Origin of the sequence: Cytobacillus sp. FSL H8-0458, from assembly GCF_038002165.1 — a bacterium.
GTDB lineage: Bacteria > Bacillota > Bacilli > Bacillales > Cytobacillaceae > Cytobacillus.
The window spans coordinates 251728-268467 of the sequence record NZ_JBBOBR010000002.1 but is presented as its reverse complement, the minus strand read 5'-3'; the positions used below and the strand labels follow the sequence as shown (position 1 = coordinate 268467).

Genomic DNA, 16740 nt, shown 5'->3' with positions numbered 1-16740 from the left:
GCTTCTCTCTTTGGAAAAAGCTTTTATAGGCATATGCTGATATAGGCTTTTACAGATAATCACGCTATAATAGGAAAAAATATTCTTTGAGGTGACCAAAATGGAATTAGCAGATATTCGCAATGAACTTGAAAAAACAGCTAAGATTTTAGCGGACTTTAGGGGGTCTCTTTGACTTAGAAAACAAAGAGGCACGCATCGCTGAGCTTGACGATGTCATGCTGCAGCCTGGATTCTGGGATGACCAGCAGGCGGCACAGATTGTGATCAGCGAATCAAACTCACTGAAAGACCAGGTGGTTGAATTCCACGATTTATACGAAGCGTTTGAGAATCTGGAATTAACTTATGAACTCGTAAAAGAAGAGAGCGACGCAGAATTGCAGGCCGATCTTGAGGAAGAGCTTAAGGATTTAGTGAAGCGCCTGAATGATTTCGAGCTTCAGCTTCTTTTAAGCGAAGAATATGATAAAAACAATGCCATTCTTGAACTGCATCCGGGTGCAGGCGGTACCGAGTCACAGGACTGGGGCAGTATGCTGCTTCGCATGTACACACGCTGGGCTGAAAAGAAAGGCTTCAAAGTGGAAACCCTTGATTACCTGCCGGGAGATGAAGCGGGGATCAAGAGTGTTACACTTAGCATCAAGGGACATAATGCTTATGGCTACTTGAAGGCAGAAAAAGGCGTGCACCGCCTTGTCAGGATTTCTCCATTTGATTCATCAGGCCGCCGTCATACTTCATTCGTTTCCTGTGAAGTGATGCCGGAATTCAATGATGAAATTGAAATCGATATCCGTACCGAAGATCTCAAAATCGACACATACCGTGCAAGCGGCGCCGGCGGTCAGCATATCAACACAACTGACTCTGCTGTCCGTATCACCCACTTGCCGACAAATGTCGTGGTAACCTGCCAGACAGAGCGTTCCCAGATCAAAAACCGCGAACGTGCCATGAAGATGCTCCAAGCCAAGCTTTATCAAAAGAAAATCGAGGAACAGGAAGCAGAATTGGCTGAAATCCGCGGTGAGCAAAAAGACATCGGCTGGGGAAGCCAGATCCGTTCCTATGTTTTCCACCCATATTCCATGGTGAAAGACCACCGCACTAACACGGAGGCAGGTAATGTTCAGGGAGTTATGGACGGAGATCTGGATATGTTTATTAACGCATACTTGCGGTCAAAATTAATTTTGCCACAGGATTAAATGCAAAAAAGCCTATGCTGGCATATTACCGGCATAGGCTTATTTTTTCTATGGAATTTAACTGAGCTAGCCGGTGAATGGGGAGTGCTTTAGGAGTGGATACGCTTTTTGAGCTGGTTAATTTCCATTTCTTGAACCCCGCTCTTTTCACTGAGGTGAACGATATCAATTTTTGTGCCTTTTATTGCGTCAGAGATGACGTTAAAAGTCTCTTCATGCTGATCCAGCTTTGTTTCAATATGCTTAAAATGGCTTCTGAATTCGGCCGCATTGTTTTCAACCTGTTCAGAAAGTCTTTCAACGCTGTTCTCAACATTCCCAAGTCTGTTCTCAACATTTCCAAGTCTGCTTTTAACATCTGAGATTTCATGGTCAATCGAATCAAACCTCTTATCTATTGAATCAAACCTCTGATCAATCAAATCAAACTTTTTATCAATCGTATCAAATTTCTGATCTATCGATTCAAATCTCTGGTCAATCGAATCAAATTTCTGGTCTATAGAGTCGAATCTTTTATCAATCGAATCGAACTTCTCATCAATTCCATCAAACCTCTTTGAATGGTCCTTCAATGTACTTAAAATTTCATTAAGAATCTTCTCCAATTTTCTCACCTCTTTTTCGACATTATACCACATGCCACTGCATTTCATGCTGATGAGAAGGCGGCCTCGGAGCATTCTTCCAAAAAGTTCATAAACATTTCACACTTAATATTGCATGATAAATTGAACGATTTTATCGCACCATAATGAAAAGGCAGAGCATAGTCCTTTAATACGGCAGTTCAATGGCATTTACAGGCCTCAAACTCCATGCTATACTCACTGACGGTAAAAATGGAATATCAGATTCTGCATAGATCGGGACACCGGAGGGAGAAGAAATGGGCAAATATAGAAGAGGATATACTTATAGTACAAAAGCGGAGAGATTGCTGGAGTATTTATACGTTTTGATAGGGTCAGGTATTGTAGCGGTCGCGTTTAATGTGTTCTTGCTGCCCAATCGGATTGCATCAGGCGGGGTAAGCGGGATCAGTACGATCCTGGATGCAGTTTTTGGCTGGGAGCCTGCTTATGTACAGTGGGCATTTAATATACCGCTATTTATTGCTGGTGTGCTGCTGCTTGGAAAACAATTTGGGGCAAAGACTCTGGCCGGGACAATCTTCCTGCCGTTTGTTGTTTTTCTGACAAAGGAATATGAGCCATGGACATCTGATCCGCTGCTCGCATCGCTTTTTGGCGGAATTGGCGTCGGTCTTGGTTTAGGAATTGTTTTCAGGGGTAAAGCATCTACAGGAGGGACAGACCTTGCAGCACAGATTATTAACAAGTATACAGGTTTGTCTCTTGGCACTTGTGTTGCGATAATCGATGGTTTGATCGTATTGTCGGCTGCGATTATTTTTGACATAGAGCAGGGGCTGTATGCCTTAATTGCTTTATATGTAACAAGTAAAACAATTGACCTGATCCAGCTTGGTTTCAGCCGGACAAAGATGGCTTTAATCATTACTGAAAAACAAAGTGAAGTTCGTGAAGGAATTTTGAATAAAATTGACCGCGGTGTGACAAAACTATCAGCATACGGTGGTTATACCGACCATGAACGTCCGGTCCTGATGTGTGTGGTGGATCAGACAGAGTTCACAAAATTGAAACAACTGGTTCAAACCATTGATCCTACTGCATTTATCATTGTTACGGATGCTTCTGAGGTGTTGGGCGAGGGTTTCAAACGAGCGTAGTGTTGGTATAATATAGCTGTACTTAGTATTTTTTCCTGAGGGGGAATTATAGGTGAAAAAGAAGCTATTAGCATTACTAATGGGTACATCTTTAGTTCTTGCAGCCTGCGGCGGCGGAGACGATGCTGCTGAAGACAAGGACACTTCTACAAACGGCGGCGGTGAAACAACAACTGATACGGCTGACGCTGGCGATGCACAAAAGCTTTATGAACAGAAATGTTCAAGCTGCCACGGTGCAAACCTTGAAGGCGGTGTAGGGCCTGCACTTGATAAAATCGGTGCAAACCTATCACAGGAAGATATTGAAAACACGATAGCTAACGGTAAAGGAGCAATGCCTAAAGGATTGCTTCAGGGAGAAGAAGCTTCTGCTGTAGCATCTTGGCTAGCGGGCAAGAAATAATAGGATCAAATAAAAACGCTCTGTTTAGCAGGGTGTTTTTATTTTTTCTTATATTTAAGGAGATTGAACAATCTGCGACAAATATCGAGTAAATGCAATATGAAAAAAGAAGTAAAAATCAGACGATTAAGAAAATAATACAGTAGAATATTAAAGAAATTCAGGAAAAAAGTAACAAAAGTATTGGGATTGAAAAGAAACTGTAATAATTTTTTCCGTTATTTTGACAACTTATGATGTTATAATGGGTTGTGTGAGAATTTTAGATGGCTAATTAGGCAGTATTTACAAGTATTTTGTCATCCTCTATGTCGAAAAGATGTCGTTTTTTAGCGAAACAAGCCGTCTGTTATTTAAATTCTTAATACACACTAGATGCTAGGTGATATATATGATCGAAATGAAAGACGTATATAAGAGATACCCCAATGGCGTTACAGCTGCCAGCGGGATAGATATCCATATTAAGCAAGGTGAGTTTGTTTATGTAGTAGGGCCAAGTGGTGCCGGTAAATCCACTTTTATCAAAATGATGTACCGGGAAGAAAAGCCTTCGAGCGGAACGATCACCATTGACGGAGTGAATCTGGCTTCATTGAAGAATGCAAAGGTGCCGCTTATGCGCCGTAAAATCGGTGTCGTTTTCCAGGACTTTAAACTCCTGCAGACACTGACTGTCTATGAAAATGTCGCTTTTGCTCTTGAGGTAATTGAAGAGCATCCGAAGAACATTAAAAAACAAGTTATGGAAACATTGGACCTTGTAGGTTTAAAACATAAAGCAAGGATGCTTCCGACCGAATTATCAGGCGGGGAGCAGCAGCGTGTTTCCATCGCCAGATCAATTGTAAACTCTCCAAAGGTCGTAATAGCGGACGAGCCTACAGGAAACCTTGACCCGGATACCTCATGGGAAATCATGAACATCTTCGATGAAATCAACACGAGAGGAACGACTGTGGTCATGGCAACTCATAATAAAGAAATTGTTAACACGATTAAGCACCGCGTTATTGCCATTGAAGGCGGAAGAATTGTGCGTGACGAGCAAAGAGGTGATTACGGCTATGAAAGCTAGAACATTGGGCCGGCACTTCCGCGAAAGTTTTAAAAGTCTCGGGCGAAACGGCTGGATGACATTTGCTTCGGCAAGTGCGGTGACGGTAACCCTCATTTTAGTTGGTGTATTTTTCGTCATTATGATGAATCTCAACAAGGTGGCTACAACCATTGAAGAGGACGTGGAAATCCGCGTTCACATCGATGTCGCTGCAAATGAGCAGGATCAGGAAGTTTTACGGCAAAAAATCGAAGGAATACCCGAAGTCAAAACAGTTGAATACTCAACTAAGGAAAAAGAGCTTGATAGCTTAATAAACAGCCTTGGTGAAGAAGGCGAAGCCTTCAAACTGTTTGAACAGGATAATCCGCTGAACGATGTATTTATCGTAAAGACGAAAAACCCGGCAGACACGATGAAAGCTGCAAAGCAGATTGAAAAAATGGAATATGCGGCAAAAGTAAAATATGGGCAGGGACAGGTTGAAAAACTATTCAACTTTATCAATGCCGGACGAAACGTAGGCCTTGTGCTGATTATCGGCTTATTATTCACTGCCATGTTCCTGATTTCCAATACTATTAAGATTACGATTATGTCACGTAGAAAAGAAATTGAGATTATGAGATTGGTAGGAGCAACCAACTCGTTCATCAGATGGCCATTCTTCCTTGAAGGGTTATGGCTTGGGCTGCTCGGATCCATTATTCCAATTGCGCTTGTTTCATCAGCATACTATTACGCCTATGATTATTTGGCGCCAAAGCTTGAAGGACATTTTGTCAAGCTGCTGGAGTTCAGTCCGTTTGTCTATCAGATTTCCGGACTTCTTATCCTGATGGGTGCTCTCATTGGTGTATGGGGAAGCTTAATGTCAGTCAGAAAGTTCCTGAAAGTATAAACAAGCTTAGAAGGCCCTGCGGTGGGGGGAACCTGTCCAGGCGCCTTCAAGCTTCATTATATTAGACGATTCAGAAAAGCTAAATGTTTCAGACTTGGATGAAATATAGAACGATTAACCTGTACATATGGTGTTCATTGAAAGGAGAAATCGGAAATTGAAGAAATCCATCATCACCTTATCATTAGCTGCCGTTCTGGGTTTTGGCAGCATAACAGTTGGGATGCCTATTGAGAAGGCGTCTGCAGCAAATAAAATAAATGAGTTAAACAGCCAAAAAGACAAAATAAACCAGCAGCGTTCCGGAGTAGAGTCGAAAATTAACGATACAGATAAACAGCTTAGCGAAAACCAGGGCGAGCAGCAATCTGTACAAAGTGAGATTGAGCGTCTGGATAAAGCGATCAGTGATGCTTTAGCTAAAATTGAAGAAAAGAATCAAGAGATTGCAGATACTAAAAAGGAAATTGAGAAACTTGAAGCAGAAATTAAAGTATTAGTAGAGCGCATCAAAAAGCGTAATGAACTATTAAAAGACCGTGCACGCAACTACCAGGAAACTGGCGGAATGGTGAGCTATATTGATGTTTTAATGGGTGCGCAGAGCTTTGGAGATTTTGTTGAACGGGTTGGAGCAGTTGCAACAATCGTAGAAGCTGACCAGGAAATTTTACAAGCGCATCAGGCGGATAAAGACGAGCTTGAGAAAAAACAGAATCAGGTAAAAGAAGAGCTTGCCTCTTTAGAAACAATGCGTGCCGAGCTTGAAAGCATGAAAAAGAGCTTAAACGCTCAAAAAGCAGAGAAAGATAAGCTGCTTGCATCCTTAAAGCATGAAGAAGAGGAAATGCATGCCCATAAGCTTGAACTAGCTGAAGAAAATGAGATTCTTGCAGCCCAGGAAGCGGCAATTCAAAAAGCGATCAAGCTAGAGCAGGAAAGACAAGCAGAGGCAGCAAGACAAGCAGAGGCAGCAAAACAAGCTGAACTGGCAAGACAAAAGGCTGCAGCAGAAGCGGCTAAGAAGAGCTCTTCATCAGCGGGAAGCAGTTCATCAGCGGGAAGCAGCTCATCATCTGACAGCGGATCATCAAGCAGCCCGCAGGTATCTGCACCTTCTGTAGCAAGCGGAGCCTGGACAAGACCAGCATCAGGAAGACTTTCTTCCGGTTTCGGCAGCCGTTCATTAGGCGATCATTTTGGAGTAGATATTGCTGCAGGCGGAACAGTTCCAATTGTGGCTGCAGCAGATGGTGTTGTCATCCGTTCATATTACTCCAGCAGCTACGGAAATGCGATTTTTATTGCTCACTCTGTAGGCGGACAAACGTATACTACTGTATATGCTCACATGAGAAGCCGTTCTGTCGGCTCTGGCCAGACAGTTTCTAAAGGCCAGCAAATCGGTATCATGGGCAATACTGGACAATCTTACGGCCAGCATCTGCACTTTGAACTTCACAGAGGTTCTTGGAATGCAGCAAAATCAAATGCGATTAATCCTGTAGGCATTGTGCCTCTATAAAAATAGCGTAAAGTGGAAGGAGTATAGCTTCTTCCACTTTTCTTTTACCCGAAAAGAGGGTCTTTAATCCTACAAGAAGTCTGTTTTTAAAATAGTCTCAAACAAAACAAATCATAACTCGTCCATTCCATACATAGGATGAAATATGCGAAGACATCCCGCTCCCTTTGCGGGTTGTTTTTATTTACTTAAAAATCGGGGAAGGCCGCAGACGCTGAAAATATACAGGAAACACAGCAAACTGGAAAGGGAGATGACGATGAGCAGAAAGTGGATCGCTGTCCTGATGACGGGATCATTGCTGACAGGGGCTGGCGGTACATATGCAGGCATGCAGTGGCTGGCAAAGGAAGCTCCGCAGACAGTAGCCCCAAATCAATTACTAGATTCCAAGGAAAACGGAAAACAGTTAGATCAAGAGAAGGTTGAAAAGATGGAAACGGCCTATCAGCTGATTTTGAATAGCTATGTGGAAAAAGTAGAGGAAAAGCAGCTCGTGGAGGGAGCCATCCAGGGCATGCTTGCAACCCTCGAGGACCCATACTCTGTTTATATGGATGAAGAAACGGCCAAACAATTCAGTGATACATTGGAATCTTCTTTTGAAGGAATCGGGGCTGAAGTCAGCATGGTGGACGGGAAAATCATTATTGTGGCGCCTTTTAAGGATTCACCGGCTGAAAAAGCGGGGCTCAAGCCAAAAGATGAAATCTTAAAAGTAGATGGGGAAAGTGTGAAGGGTCTTGATTTATATAAAGCGACCATGAAGATCCGCGGAAAAAAAGGCACAAAGGTAAAGCTTGAAGTTGCGCGCCAGGGACTAAAGGAGCCTTTAAAGGTAGAAGTAAAAAGAGATGAAATTCCTCAAGTTACTGTTTACTCAGAAATCAAGAAGGAAAGAGGAAAAGAGGTTGGGTATCTGGAGATCACCTCCTTTTCTGAAGATACATCCAAAGAATTTGCGAAACAGCTGAGTGAAATGGAGCAGGAAGGGATCGAAGGGCTTGTCATTGATGTGCGCGGAAATCCTGGCGGCCTCCTGACCTCTGTTCAGGAAATCCTGAAGGAATTAGTTACGGCTGACAAACCATATTTGCAGATTGAAAAGCGAAATGGGGAGAAGATGAGGTATTTTTCCACACTTGAAAAGCCAAAAAGCTATCCGATTGCCGTTCTTGTGGATAAAGGAAGCGCCTCTGCATCGGAGATTCTGGCCGGCGCCCTAAAGGAAGCGGAGGGTTATGCCATTATCGGTGAGAAATCATTTGGAAAGGGGACTGTTCAGCAGCCTGTTCCGATGGGTGACGGCAGCAATATCAAGCTCACTTTATTTAAATGGCTAACGCCAGACGGAAACTGGATTCATAACAAAGGTATCAAACCTACCCTTGAGGTAAAACAGCCGGACATCTATCAAACTCATCCTTTGCAGGTGGAGAAGCCTTTGATAATCGATATGAATAATGAAATGGTGAAGAATGCACAGGAAATTCTGGCCGGGCTTGGATATGCCCCGGGCCGGACAGATGGCTATTTCAATGATTCCACTGAAGCAGCAGTGAAAGTCTTTCAGCAGCAAAAAAAGCTTGAAGCAACCGGCTGGATAGACAAGAAAACCGCAGCAGCGCTTGAACAGGCCGCCCTCGAAGAAATGAAAAAAGAGCAGAACGATCTTCAGCTGCAGACGGCTTTGAGATATATAGCCAAATAGAGGTGACAGGCACCACTCGAATTTTGTCGAATTAAGCAGGAGGATTTTTCCTTCTGCTATTTTTTATTTAAAGCGAGATTGTAATAGGTTTTGTAAGGTGCTTTTGGTAGAATATAGAGTAATAGAGTTTTCTGTTGTTTACATAATTCATGAGAATTTATTAATAGAGGCTGGTGGCAATTTTGATAGAGGAGTGGATTTTTGAGTTTTTTAAAGGAACGGGAAAGCTGCTGTTGAATCCGGTATTTTATTACCTGTTTTTTGTGGCAGCCTTTTTAGGCATTTCCCGTGTAAAGCGCGAGCGAAAGGACTTTTCGGTCCGCGCTGAAAATGCTTATTTTGAGCTGAGGCAGCTTCTTCCCCTGGGGATTCTGGCTGGTCTTGCCGTGAGCGTGGTGATGGTGGGAGCGGGACTTGTTCTGCCATTGGAGACGATTGTGCTTACTGCTGCTCTAACATTCCTGTGGAGCTTAACGGCAAAAGTGAGATGGATGGCTCCTGTTTATACGCTGGGCTTTGCCTTTTTCGCCACAATGTTTGCTTTTGAACAGCAATGGCCATTGCCGTCATTCGCCCAGTCAGCAGCAGATCTTGACGCGTCCATCTTCCCATCCATCGCTGTTCTCCTTGCCCTTCTTGTTATCACGGAAGGCTTCCTGATTATAAGAAACGGCCGGAAAGGGACATCTCCCAGACTTGTAAAAAGTAAACGGGGACAAACTATAGGCATTCACGAGTCCAGAAGAATCTGGATGGTGCCAGTGTTTCTATTGATTCCGGGAGAGGTCCTGCAGCTGCCGTTTGAGTGGTGGCCAATGATACCGATTGGCGGTGAAACGTATTCACTCATTCTTGTCCCCTTTTCAATAGGGTTTCATCAGCGAATCCAAGGTACGCTTCCTAAAGAGGCAACAGCGCTGCTTGGACAAAGAATCAGCGTTTTTGGCATACTTCTTTTGCTGATTTCTTCTGCAGGCTACTGGTATCCGCTTGCTGCTGTGGGTGCAGCTGCACTTGCGATCATCGGGCGTGAATTCATCTCGCTCCGCCAGAGAATGGCAGAGGATCAGGCGCCGTTTTATTTCTCCAAGCGTAATCAGGGAATCATGGTACTCGGAGTAGTCCCCGATTCACCAGCTGATAAAATGTCTCTTGGAGTGGGAGAGGTTGTTACAAAAGTCAATGGCGTAAAAATCCATGATGAGAAAGGCTTCTATGAAGCCCTGCAAAAGAACGGGGCGCACTGTAAACTCGAGGTCTTTGATGTGAACGGACAGGTTCGTTTCGTTCAGCGTGCTCTTTATGAAGGTGACCATCATGAACTTGGGCTGCTGTTTGTACAGGATGAGAAAAAGTGGGATAGTGAAGCGGTTTAATTGTTCAAAGACTTCCTTAATTTTTTCTAAGTGAGGATATAAAAAAGGCTTACCAATTGGTGAGCCTTTTTCTTTTTGCGCTAAGGGGCCAGAAATATATAAAAGATCAAGAAGATAAAGTTTCCACTGAATGTGTATTATTGACTGCCGGAAGGTCTAACAAAAACCTTTTTTTCAAATGCATAAGTTTAAAAGACCATAGCCGAATACACTCAATCCCATACAATAGTAAAAAAGAATCCGTACTTGAAATAGGGAGGTGAAGAGTCTGAGAATCTTGCTATTATCAGGAGGCATGGGCAAGAGGCTTTGGCCTTTATCCAATTCGGTCCGTTCAAAACAGTTCTTGAAGCTTTTGAAAAGGGAACACGGAGATTATGAATCGATGATTCAGCGGGTCTGCCGGCAGCTTGATAATGCCGGACTTTTACCTTCAACATATATTATTACCAGTGAGAGTCAATTGGATATGATTTATAACCAAGTAGACAATCATATCCCCGTTATCTGCGAGCCTAGGCAAAGAGGTACATTTCCTTCCATCGCTTTGGCCTGTGCTTATCTCCATTCCAATGATCATATCAGTGTTAACGAAACCATTTGTGTACTTCCAGTGGATTCTTATGTGGAACCGCCGTTTTTTGAACTGCTGCAATCTGTTCCGGATATTCTCGAGAAATCGCAGGCTGAACTTGCTCTTATTGGTGCTGTGCCCCAGTTTCCGTCAGAGCAGTTTGGATATATCGTACCAAAGCCGGCACAGAAAGAGGAAATGGATTACCTTACAATCGATCAATTTATAGAAAAACCAAGTTCTGACACAGCGCGGCTGCTAATCGGAAGAAATGCTCTCTGGAATTGTGGAGTATTTGGTTTTTCCATGAATTTTATGCTTGATTATTTAAAAAATATGGAGTTTCCCACTTCTTACAGCCGGCTGCTGAAAAGTTATGATCATCTGCCTGGAATCAGTTTTGATTATCAGGTTGCCGAGAAGAATAGCAAGTCCATTGTCATACCCTGCTCTGGACAATGGAAGGATCTTGGGAGCTGGGAAGCATTAACCGGCCAGCTGGCAAATTCAATTTTTGGGAAAGGTACCCTGTCAGAGGATTCCCGAAATACACAGATTGTCAATGAGTTGTCCATCCCGATTCACGCTATTTCTATCTCTAATAGCATCATTGCTGCCAGTCCGGATGGAATTTTGGTAGCAGATAAGCAAAAGAGCAACGCTATCAAGCTAATAGCGGAAATTGCCCGGCCTATGTGTGAAGAAAAAAGATGGGGGACCTATAAGGTTCTGGATTTTACCAGTACAAACGAAGGAATGCAATCACTTACTAAGCTGCTCAAAATAAATCCCGGCAAAAATATCAGCTACCAGACTCATCAGTTCAGACAGGAGACTTGGACAGTCATAGCCGGAGAAGGGGAATTTATAATGGACGGCCGGCTTTTATATATAAAAGCTGGGGAGGTCCTTCAAATTCCTATGGGAACAAGGCATGCGGTAAAGGCTATTACCCCCCTTGACATCATAGAAGTCCAGTTGGGAGAAAAGCTGATGGAAGAGGATATTAACCGTATAGCAGATTCCTGGAAGGATATCGTTGAACATAGTAAAAAGGAGCGGAAAAGATGGTCTCTATCATTTGCTGTACAATGCGCCAGAACTATATGGAAAACGTGTTTAAAAACTATGAAAACCAGGTTTGGAAGGAAAAAGAATTAATCATTATATTAAATAATGATGAGATGAATCTATCCGCATGGCAAAAGAGGGCTCAACAGTATCCCAATGTAGCTGTTTTTCAATTACCTGAAGAAATCACACTCGGAGAATGCATAAATTTTGCTGTTCAGAAATCACGGTATGATTTAATCGCGAAATTTGATGATGACGATTTTTATGCTCCATATTATCTGACTCAGTCTATCCTTGCTCTGAAAAAATCATCTGCTGATCTTGTGGGCAAAAGAACCGTGTATATGTACTTTCAAGAAGAGGAGATGCTTGCAATCCATAAGCCGGGAAAGGAAAATCAGTACGTCAGAATCGGGATAAAGGGGGCTACAATGGTATTCAAGAAGGAAATTATGAATATCGTCCAATTTCCCAAAAGGAATCTGGGGGAAGATACCTTCTTCTTAAAGCTTTGCAGCAAACAGAACTTAAAAATATACTCAGGTGATAAAAACAATTATGCATGTTTAAGGATCTCACAGCCAGGACACCATACCTGGGCTGTAAATAACGCCAAGCTTCTAAAAAAGTCTGTTCCGGTCAGCAGAACGACCGACTTTAATCTGGTACAGCAAATTGTCAGCGATGATAGGGAGGGGAAGATGTGACTGATTATCAAGTCATTTGGAAAGGCCCGGTTCTTGATGCGAGCGGATACGGAATTGCAAGCAGAGAATATGTTCTTGCTTTGGCCCGTTTTGGTGTTGATCTTAAGATCCAGCCATATACATGGAATTTCCCCTACGAGTTTAACGATCAAAACAAGAAAGAGAGACTATTGCAATTAATAAACAACCCATACAAAGAAAACAGACAAAAAATTTTAATCTATCATTGTCCGCCTGGGAATATTAAAGATATTGAAAATGATAGAAAAATATATGAGCGGATTCTATTAAATACAGTGTGGGAAACAGCAGGGATTCCAGGTTCCTGGCTGCCTGTTATAAATGCCTGTGATGGGATATGCGTCCCATGCTCTCAGAATGTAGATGCCCTGAATAAAAGCGGTGTGAAAACTCCTGTGTTTCTGGTTCCCCATGGAGCAGACACACAAACATTTAACCCTGAAAATAAAAAGCTCACATTTAAAGAAGCAAGAGATAAGTTTGTTTTTGTTTCGATCTTTGATTTTCAGCATAGGAAGAATCCCGAAACCTTGTTAAAAGCATATTGGAGTGAGTTCACTTCCAGGGACAATGTGCTGATGATTATTAAAACCTATGGGAGCAGCCGCAGGAAAATAGTAAACTCTATTTCCAATTATAAGAGAAGGCTTGGGTTTACTGGCGGAACGGCCCCTTTGCTTGTATTAACCGGCATTCTGCCGGAGGAACAGCTTAAAGGCTTATATACAGTGAGCAATGCCTTTATTCTTCCTACAAGAGGGGAAGGGGTAGGTTTGCCGTATATGGAAGCTTTATCGAGTGGAATACCGGTCATTGCTACAGGCTGGGGCGGACAAATGGATTTTCTAAATGAACAAAATTCCTTCCTAATTGACTACAAGCTTGAGGATCCAAGGAAAAGCATGTACAGCGGAAGTGCCATATCAAGGCAATATCACCGTTTATTTGGGCAGGGTGGCCAGCTTTGGGCTGAAGCTGATTTGGATGATACAAAAAGACAGATGAGATTAGCTTATGAGAACCCGCTTCTTTGTAAACAGAAGGGGAATAAAGGGAGACTGGATATGCTGAACCTTACATGGGATAAGGCTGGAAACTCAATGAAAAGAGCTATAGAAGAGACTCTTCTTAAGTAGAAAGTGTCTCTTCTATAGCATCGTAGATTTTCCCCGCTATGCTTTTCCATGAAAAACGGCTGTTGATAAAATTCTGCCCGTTTGCCGCCACCACGTTCAATAGTTCGTGCCTGCCAACAAACCTATTCAATATATCCGCAAAGTCTTCATGCTCTGCGTGAATATAATGTTTTTGATCAACGAGCTCTAATCCCCGTACACCACATAACGTGGAAAATAGGGGAATTCCTGCAGATAGAAATTCAAGTGTTTTTATATTCACTCCTGAACCAGCTATAACTGGGTTAATGGCGATATCAGCTTCAGTGAATAATGATAATTTTTGTTTGTGCTGAACAGAGCCCAGAAATTTCACATTCCCCTTCCTGTGCTTTCGAAAAGGACTGCAGCATCCTCCTGCAATGATAAAATCAATATTCGGGCACTTGTCGGCAAGCTGGTCAATGATAAACTTTACTGCCTGAATATTGGGTGGGTAATGGGCACCGATAAACAAAGCTTTTGGCCTTCCGGCAGCCTTCTTTGTGCGTGGGAGCCATTCATTCGTATTAATTCCGTTAGGAGCAAGCTTTACTTTTTGAGAATCCAGTCCATAAGAACGAATAAATTCCTCTCTCTGCTCCCCGGAAGTAGCAAAAACCAAATCAGCATATGAAGATAATCTCTGTTCTGCTTCATAAAGCCTGGGAAGGTATTCGATTGCCTTTTCATCCTTCCAAATCTGCTTCGCCAATGCGTATTCATGGTTATGGCTATTAAAAATTCTTGGCTTCTTATCCTGGTTAAAATATATGTCATAATCCAGCAAATAGGGGGATTCATGAATGATGATATCGCTTGTATGATAAAGCTTTTTAAAATACCTTTTGTACAAAGCGGGATGATTGGCAAGCTCCAAACTCATAATTAAAGGAAGTTCATAGGAACGTGCGGCAACATGGAGCGGCTGCCTTATTTTCAGATAGAGTGGATCCCTTTCTGCTAAGTACTCGCGAAAACTTGGGGAGTATTCAATAACGCTGCCTTTTTTATTGTTCGATTGGGATAATAAAGTAATATCATAATAATGGCTTAATTCGTGATATATATGAAAATACCTCAATGTGCCTCCGCTTGCAGGCGGAAAAACCGTTGGGAAAATATTTAGGACAAGTAATTTTCTCGTCATTCTCTTCTCCTCTCAACGTTTCTTGATCACACTTCGAAAAACGTGCAGCGTTTCTTCGGCAGTCTTTTTCCAGGAAAAATGCTGTGATCGAAGTTTGCCTTCTTCCCAGAGCTTTTTTCTTGTTAAAGGGTTTAACATCTCTTTCATTCTCAACGCCATTTCCTCAGGCCTTTCCGGGTTAAAATAAAGGGCTGCATCACCTGCGACTTCCGGTATGCTCCCCTTGTTTGAACAGGCGATCGGTCTCTGGGCCTTAAGTGCTTCCACCAGGGGGATGCCAAAACCTTCATATAAGGAGGGGAAGACTAAAAAGCTGGAATTCCAATAAAGAGATGGCATTTCATCCGGTTTTACATACCCTAATACCCGGACTTGATTTTCTAATGAGTGTTCTTCTATAAACCGCAATACAGACTGATAAATTCTATTTCTCTTATTTGCATAACCAGTCAGGATAAGCGGCAAGGCAGTATTATGTTTTTCCCGAAGTATAAGAATGGCTTTTAGGAGATTTTGATGGTTTTTGTGCGGATTAAAACTGGAAGGATAGATGGCATATGTATCAGGCAGCTGATATTTTTGTTTCACCTTTTTTCTTATCACATCTGCAGGAGCTTTATCAAATATAGCTGGTGCACTGAGGTGAATGGCATGAATCTTTTCTTTTGGGATAGAGAGCTGATTAGCAATGGCATTCCTGGAAAAGGCCGAGACTGTAATCACTTTTCTAAAAGAAGGTGCAAATCGATGATAGTATCGGTTATTTTCTTCCAGCCCTCCCTGCACAAAGTGGGGATAGGCAGTATGAAGAACATCATGAATCGTTACAATGCAGGGTACACGAACATCTGATATATACGAACTGTGCATCGGACAAAACCAGAGGTCCAGCTGGCATTGCCGGATGGATTCATGAATTTGAGCCGGGTCTTTTAACATTCGGATTTGGATTTTTTCATGATAGGGAAAAATGTTCTTTATATTTGTACTCAGAAAAAGGAATAATGTAAGATTTTCCCCGCTGTCAGCGAGATGGGCAATCAAATTCTTTATATACTGTTCTACACCTCCAAAACGTTCTTGTGTGAGAGTGAGCAGATTAATTCCGATCCTCATGCTTCAGCCTCCTTAGAAGAAAATCGCCTTTTTATTGATAATTTATACTATTCGCCTACTCCATTTACCATCACATTGAATTTAATAATAAAAAGGAGAATAGCGCTTTTCACTCAAAAAATAGTAAAGGAGTTTAATTATGTTAAATAATTACAAAGAAAGGCACCAGCAAGCGGATAAGGCAGTCATAACAACGGGACCGTTTCTTGTTCCTTTGGAAACCGATTGTGAATATCAGGTTGGAAGGGAGAATGAAAGGATTGTTATAATCATCAGCAACCCAACAGGAAGAAAGTTGAAGGCATCTGTAAAACTGGGAGTATGCGTCCAGCCTTACACACCTGCGCTAAAAAAGGATGGAATCTGTGTAATCAAAAACCTGCCGGAAAAAGAATTTAATTTGGGGTTATTTGAGTTAAAGCCCCATACATGCACCAGAATTGAATGCGATATTCCAGAAGTGTGCAGCTTGGGAAGCAATGAGGGGAATGCGGTGCTTCGTGTATTAGCAAAGGGAGATTTTCTATTGTGCGGCCATGATTGTAAACCGGCATGCGGCCTTCTGGAAATATCCGTCGTAGGCGGAAGTATCTATAATCCCGGTGTATCGGGGCTTGAGCAGGCGGATCCGGTCACATTGTTCCGGTATCATGATTTTGTAGTGTGCGAAGGTGAGGATTGCTGGTGTTAAAGGTTTCTGGTTCTATATAATTAATGGCAAAGAATAGAGAGCTGCTGAGCGGCTCTTTTAATTTTCGGGCTCTGTTAAATTTTTTTATGAATAGCTCGCTCAGCAGTTCTGAGTATGTCTATAACTGCATTCTGGATGAGAAGAATATCACTAAGAATTTGGTTTTTTATTTTTGAATTATTACAGCGCTGCATTTCAGCTGCCAGCAGATTGAGCTCTTTTTTAAAAATGTCTAATGTGCTCATATGTCTGTTCACTCCTGGTTTAATATATAGTTCTTTATACCCTTTTTTCTGGCAGTTAT

The 16740-nt window shown here is 42.3% G+C and carries 16 protein-coding genes; 12 read left to right on the top strand and 4 right to left on the bottom strand.

All coding sequences use genetic code 11. The annotated features are described in order from the left end of the window. Window positions 1-100 precede the first annotated feature (100 nt). A protein-coding gene (gene prfB / locus NYE23_RS22690) for a peptide chain release factor 2 (RefSeq protein ID WP_341081361.1) occupies window positions 101-1214 on the top strand; the annotation gives its coding sequence in 2 pieces (ribosomal slippage) (window positions 101-172 and window positions 174-1214; 1113 coding nt in all). 89 nt (window positions 1215-1303) lie between these two features. On the opposite strand, the gene NYE23_RS22685 is transcribed toward prfB, so the two are convergent. Beyond that, the gene (locus tag NYE23_RS22685) at window positions 1304-1822 is read right to left on the bottom strand and encodes a hypothetical protein (protein ID WP_335450611.1); all 519 of its coding nucleotides are present in this window, start codon (window positions 1820-1822) and stop codon (window positions 1304-1306) included. Between the two features lie 281 nt (window positions 1823-2103). Here NYE23_RS22685 and NYE23_RS22680 point away from each other — a divergent pair, with 281 nt between their 5' ends. The 10 genes from NYE23_RS22680 (at window position 2104) to NYE23_RS22635 (ending at window position 13461) form a co-directional block, all read left to right on the top strand. Then, window positions 2104-2970, top strand: coding sequence for a YitT family protein (locus NYE23_RS22680; RefSeq protein ID WP_335450614.1), 867 nt, complete (start codon window positions 2104-2106; stop codon window positions 2968-2970). A gap of 52 nt (window positions 2971-3022) precedes the next feature. Beyond that, window positions 3023-3376, top strand: coding sequence for a cytochrome c551 (cccB, locus tag NYE23_RS22675; RefSeq protein WP_048009814.1), 354 nt, complete (start codon window positions 3023-3025; stop codon window positions 3374-3376). Window positions 3377-3767: 391 nt separating this feature from the next. After that, complete coding sequence (ftsE, locus tag NYE23_RS22670) at window positions 3768-4454, top strand: cell division ATP-binding protein FtsE (protein WP_341081347.1); 687 nt, start codon at window positions 3768-3770, stop codon at window positions 4452-4454. Next, window positions 4444-5337, top strand: a complete 894-nt coding sequence (gene ftsX, locus NYE23_RS22665) for a permease-like cell division protein FtsX (protein WP_048009812.1) — start codon at window positions 4444-4446, stop codon at window positions 5335-5337. The genes ftsE and ftsX overlap by 11 nt, the downstream gene beginning before the upstream one ends. A gap of 157 nt (window positions 5338-5494) precedes the next feature. Then, complete coding sequence (locus NYE23_RS22660) at window positions 5495-6862, top strand: murein hydrolase activator EnvC family protein (protein ID WP_335686935.1); 1368 nt, start codon at window positions 5495-5497, stop codon at window positions 6860-6862. Window positions 6863-7121: 259 nt separating this feature from the next. Continuing rightward, window positions 7122-8573 carry a S41 family peptidase gene (locus NYE23_RS22655; protein WP_341081341.1) on the top strand — a complete coding sequence of 484 codons (1452 nt, stop codon included), beginning with the start codon at window positions 7122-7124 and terminating at the stop codon, window positions 8571-8573. Window positions 8574-8755: 182 nt separating this feature from the next. Then, entirely contained in the window at window positions 8756-9949 is a 1194-nt protein-coding gene (locus tag NYE23_RS22650; protein WP_341081339.1) for a PDZ domain-containing protein, read from the top strand. A gap of 259 nt (window positions 9950-10208) precedes the next feature. After that, window positions 10209-11684, top strand: coding sequence for a sugar phosphate nucleotidyltransferase (locus tag NYE23_RS22645; RefSeq protein WP_341081337.1), 1476 nt, complete (start codon window positions 10209-10211; stop codon window positions 11682-11684). Then, window positions 11591-12304: a glycosyltransferase gene (locus NYE23_RS22640; RefSeq protein ID WP_341081334.1), complete on the top strand. Its 714-nt coding sequence runs from the start codon at window positions 11591-11593 to the stop codon at window positions 12302-12304. Before NYE23_RS22645 ends, NYE23_RS22640 begins: the two co-directional genes overlap by 94 nt. Then, a complete protein-coding gene (locus NYE23_RS22635) occupies window positions 12301-13461 on the top strand; it encodes a glycosyltransferase (RefSeq protein ID WP_341081331.1) in 1161 nt (386 codons plus the stop codon). The genes NYE23_RS22640 and NYE23_RS22635 overlap by 4 nt, the downstream gene beginning before the upstream one ends. Here the strand turns inward: NYE23_RS22635 and NYE23_RS22630 are convergent. Both NYE23_RS22630 and NYE23_RS22625 read right to left on the bottom strand, forming a co-directional pair. Further along, the gene (locus NYE23_RS22630) at window positions 13454-14629 is read right to left on the bottom strand and encodes a glycosyltransferase family 4 protein (protein ID WP_341081330.1); all 1176 of its coding nucleotides are present in this window, start codon (window positions 14627-14629) and stop codon (window positions 13454-13456) included. The two genes, NYE23_RS22635 and NYE23_RS22630, sit on opposite strands and share 8 nt — an antisense overlap. Window positions 14630-14641: 12 nt before the next feature. Beyond that, entirely contained in the window at window positions 14642-15745 is a 1104-nt protein-coding gene (locus NYE23_RS22625) for a glycosyltransferase family 4 protein (RefSeq protein ID WP_341081328.1), read from the bottom strand. A gap of 139 nt (window positions 15746-15884) precedes the next feature. Between NYE23_RS22625 and NYE23_RS22620 the strand changes: the two genes are divergently transcribed. Continuing rightward, window positions 15885-16436, top strand: coding sequence for a hypothetical protein (locus tag NYE23_RS22620; RefSeq protein ID WP_341081327.1), 552 nt, complete (start codon window positions 15885-15887; stop codon window positions 16434-16436). Window positions 16437-16510: 74 nt separating this feature from the next. Here the strand turns inward: NYE23_RS22620 and NYE23_RS22615 are convergent, their stop codons facing one another. Continuing rightward, entirely contained in the window at window positions 16511-16681 is a 171-nt protein-coding gene (locus NYE23_RS22615; RefSeq protein ID WP_341081326.1) for a hypothetical protein, read from the bottom strand. Between the last annotated feature and the right edge of the window lie 59 nt (window positions 16682-16740).

Coding starts and splice junctions, on each gene's coding strand:
- NYE23_RS22680 (WP_335450614.1), top strand. CDS start 2,104: ATGGGCAAATATAGAAGAGGATATACTTATAGTACAAAAGCGGAGAGA.
- ftsE (WP_341081347.1), top strand. CDS start 3,768: ATGATCGAAATGAAAGACGTATATAAGAGATACCCCAATGGCGTTACA.
- ftsX (WP_048009812.1), top strand. CDS start 4,444: ATGAAAGCTAGAACATTGGGCCGGCACTTCCGCGAAAGTTTTAAAAGT.
- NYE23_RS22655 (WP_341081341.1), top strand. CDS start 7,122: ATGAGCAGAAAGTGGATCGCTGTCCTGATGACGGGATCATTGCTGACA.
- NYE23_RS22640 (WP_341081334.1), top strand. CDS start 11,591: ATGGTCTCTATCATTTGCTGTACAATGCGCCAGAACTATATGGAAAAC.
- NYE23_RS22630 (WP_341081330.1), bottom strand. CDS start 14,629: ATGACGAGAAAATTACTTGTCCTAAATATTTTCCCAACGGTTTTTCCG.
- NYE23_RS22625 (WP_341081328.1), bottom strand. CDS start 15,745: ATGAGGATCGGAATTAATCTGCTCACTCTCACACAAGAACGTTTTGGA.
- NYE23_RS22620 (WP_341081327.1), top strand. CDS start 15,885: ATGTTAAATAATTACAAAGAAAGGCACCAGCAAGCGGATAAGGCAGTC.
- NYE23_RS22615 (WP_341081326.1), bottom strand. CDS start 16,681: ATGAGCACATTAGACATTTTTAAAAAAGAGCTCAATCTGCTGGCAGCT.